The organism is Kitasatospora sp. NPDC094015 (assembly GCF_040304075.1).
Lineage (GTDB): Bacteria > Actinomycetota > Actinomycetes > Streptomycetales > Streptomycetaceae > Kitasatospora.
The window spans coordinates 1-3,160 of record NZ_JBEOUL010000076.1 but is presented as its reverse complement, the minus strand read 5'-3'; the positions used below and the strand labels follow the sequence as shown (position 1 = coordinate 3,160).

Below are 3,160 nucleotides of genomic sequence, written 5' to 3'. Positions count from 1 at the left end.
CTCACCCTCGGCCAGTACCAGGCCGACCACGGCGACCCCGAACAGGCCGTGACCCTCCTGCGCGCCGAATGGCAGCGCCGCCACCACGTCCTGGTGGCCGACGCCCTCGCCTGGGCCCTGCACCGCCAGGGCCACGACGCCGATGCCCTGCCGCTCGCCGAGCAGGCGCAGCAGCACGGCTGGCACAACGCCCTGTTCGCCTACCACCGCGGTGAGATCGAACGCTCGCTGGGCCTGGCCGACGCGGCCCGCGCGCACCTGGCCGAAGCCCTGCGCACCGACCCGTCCTTCTCCCCGCTGCTGGCCCCGCAGGCCCGCGCCGCCCTCGCCGCCCTCGGAGGCACACCGTGACCCACCGTCGACCCCTCCGGCGCACGGCCGCCGCGGCCGGCGGCGCGCTGTGGCTGATCAGCGCCCTGGCCGCGCCCGCCGCCCAGGCCCACCCGCTCGGCAACTTCTCCGTCAACCACTACACCGGCCTCACCGTTCACGCCGACCGCCTCGACGTCCTGGCGGTCACCGACACCGCCGAGATCCCGACCCTGCAAGCCGCCTCCGCCGTCGACACCGACGGCGACGGCACCGCGAGCGCGCCCGAACGTGCCGCCTGGGCGGCCGCCCGCTGCGCCGAGTCGGCCGACCGGCTCGTCGTCACCGCGCCCGGGCGGCTCGCCTGGAGCGCGGATTCCACCGCGTTCGAGTACCGGGAAGGCCAGGCCGGTCTCCAAACCAGCCGCCTGACCTGCCGGTTCGGCGCGCGACTCGACCTCGGGAACGGTCCGGTGACCCTGCGGGTGGACACCGGCGCCGACGCCACCCGGGTCGGCTGGAACGAGATCACCGCCAAGGGCGACGGCGCCCACCTGGAACGCTCCACCGTGCCCGCTTCCTCCCCCTCGGACGAGCTGCGCAGCTACCCGCGCGACCTGCTCGACACCCCGCGGGGCGACACCCGGGCCGAACTGACCGCCCGGGCCGGGGACGGAAGCTCGGCAGGTGCGGCGGCGGCCGGGGTGTCGGCCGCGGCGGGCGGCGCGGGCGCGCGCATCGAGGCGCTGGCCGGGCGGTTGGCGGCCCTGGTGGGGGCCGAACGGCTGACGGTGCCGGTCGGTCTGCTCGCGGTCCTGCTGTCCCTGGTCCTGGGTGCCGGGCATGCCCTGCTGCCCGGCCACGGGAAGACCGTGATGGCGGCCTACCTGGCCGGGCGGCGCGGCCGCACCCGCGACGCCGTCACCGTCGGCGCGACCGTGACCGCCACCCACACCGCCGGCGTCCTGGTGATCGGGCTCCTCCTCACCGCGTTCTCGTCCCTGGCCGGGGACCTGGTGCTCGGCTGGCTCGGCGTGGTCAGCGGCGTCCTCGTCGCGGCCGTGGGCGCCGGCCTGCTCCGGGACGCCCGACGCCGTCCCCAGGTGCGCGTCGAGCCGTCCGCAGCGGCCCCCGCCCGGCAACCCGCGCTGGTCGGGGCCACCACCGCACCCGCCCACCACCACCCGCACGAGCACGACCAGCACGACCACCACGACCACCATCATCCGCACGACCACGACCACGACCACGACCACGACCACGACCACGACCACGACCACGACCACGACCACGACCACGACCACGACCACGACCACGACCACGAGCGGCAACGACCGCACCGTCACGGGCTGTTCGGCCACCACCACTCGCACGCGCCGGCGGAGGCACCGGGCGCCGAACCGTTCACCACCCGCGGCCTGGTCGGCCTCGGCATCGCCGGCGGCCTGGTGCCCAGCCCGTCCGCGCTGGTCGTGCTGCTCGGTGCCGTCGCCCTCGGCCGCACGGTCTTCGGCGCCGCCCTGGTCGTGGCGTACGGGATCGGCATGGCCGCGACCCTGACCGCGGTGGGCCTGCTGCTGGTCCGGATCGGCGACCGGCTGGCCCGGCTGACCGACCGACCGGCGTACGCCCTGCTCCGCCGGATCGCCCCGCACACGGCGACCGCGACGGCGCTGCTGGTCCTGGCCGTCGGCCTGAGCCTGATCGTCCGCAGTCTCCCGCCCGTCCTGTGACCCCGGAGCCACCCATGACAGCGCACCGCACCCTGTCCCTCGGCGCCCTGCTCGCCGTCGCCCTGCTGGGCGGCTGTTCGGCACCGGACGCCGGCAGCCTCGACGCCCAGAGCGCCACCGCCTCCCCCACCTGCCTGGTGCACCAGACGAAGCTGCCCGCCGACCGCTACGCGGCGGGTGCCGGCGCCAACACCGGATCAGTCCTGGAACTCCTGCGCTACTACACCGCCAACGGCACCAAGGCCTTCTGCGACGGGAAGCCGCCCTCCGGCACCGACCGCCGCTGGATGGACCTCTACGCCGACCTCGGCGGCGACCGCAGCCACGTGGCGAGACCCGAGCAGGTACCCCCGATCGGCTGAGTCCTCGAGCCGGGCGCCGCCGTACGAGCACCCGTCACCAGCTCCGGGCGGGGCGCGCCGGGCCGGGTGCCGGAGCCGGCGGGACCGGTGCCAGGTGGGCGTGGACGGTCTTGCCGCTGCCCACGTCGAGGGTGACGGAGAGGGTGTCGCACAGCACGGCGACGATGGCCAGTCCGCGCCCGGTCAGCGCGGTGCCGGGCTCGACCAGCCGCGGCTGCGGCAGGACCCGGCTGGTGTCGCTGACCTCGACGTCGAGCCCGTCGGGTCCGGGCGCGAGGCGGACGCGGCCCGGGCCGTGGGTGTGCCGGATCGCGTTGGTGACGAGCTCGCTGATCACCAGCAGCGCGTCCTCGCGCAGCTGCCGCTGGAGGTGGGCGCGGAGCAGGAAGGCCCTGGCGTGGGAGCGGACCAGCGCGACGCAGCGCGCGCTGTCGCCGAACGGTTCGGCCCACGCCGGGGACGGTCCCGGCGGGACGGCCGGCCGGAGCGGGGTTGCCGGTGCGGCGCCGGCGGGAGCGGGCATGACGATGCCTCCTGTTCGGGCCCGCCGCCAGGTCGGCGGCGGGGTTCCGGGCGGCTGCTCGGACGGGACGGGCCCGGCGCGCGGTCGGCGCCGGGCCCGAGGGGGTGACGACGATCAGCGGCAGTACCAGCCCGCGGGCACCCAGACCTTCTGCCAGTGCGCCGGGATCCACTTGTTCTCCCAGCCGGCCTTGTGCCAGGTCTTGTGCCAGTACCCCTGGTGCCAGTGGTGGT

Annotated in this window: 3 protein-coding genes and 1 pseudogene; 3 read left to right on the top strand and 1 reads right to left on the bottom strand. The window is 76.2% G+C overall.

Annotation, left to right across the window (positions count from 1 at the left end):
* From ABT014_RS34365 to ABT014_RS34355, 3 genes and pseudogenes are all read left to right on the top strand, one after another.
* Window positions 1-351: pseudogene (locus tag ABT014_RS34365) on the top strand (tetratricopeptide repeat protein); the annotation flags it as partial.
* On the top strand, window positions 348-2,042 hold the full coding sequence (locus ABT014_RS34360) for a nickel/cobalt transporter (protein ID WP_350643769.1): 1,695 nt from the start codon (window positions 348-350) through the stop codon (window positions 2,040-2,042). The pseudogene ABT014_RS34365 and the gene ABT014_RS34360, both read left to right, overlap by 4 nt.
* A 14-nt stretch (window positions 2,043-2,056) precedes the next feature.
* Window positions 2,057-2,404: a hypothetical protein gene (locus ABT014_RS34355; protein ID WP_350643767.1), complete on the top strand. Its 348-nt coding sequence runs from the start codon at window positions 2,057-2,059 to the stop codon at window positions 2,402-2,404.
* A gap of 34 nt (window positions 2,405-2,438) precedes the next feature.
* Here the strand turns inward: ABT014_RS34355 and ABT014_RS34350 are convergent, their stop codons facing one another.
* Window positions 2,439-2,927: an ATP-binding protein gene (locus ABT014_RS34350; RefSeq protein WP_350643765.1), complete on the bottom strand. Its 489-nt coding sequence runs from the start codon at window positions 2,925-2,927 to the stop codon at window positions 2,439-2,441.
* Window positions 2,928-3,160: the final 233 nt, after the last annotated feature.

Bases quoted from the DNA above. Each gene is read 5' to 3' on its own strand.
- ABT014_RS34350 (WP_350643765.1), bottom strand. From the start codon at position 2,927: ATGCCCGCTCCCGCCGGCGCCGCACCGGCAACCCCGCTCCGGCCGGCC.
- ABT014_RS34355 (WP_350643767.1), top strand. From the start codon at position 2,057: ATGACAGCGCACCGCACCCTGTCCCTCGGCGCCCTGCTCGCCGTCGCC.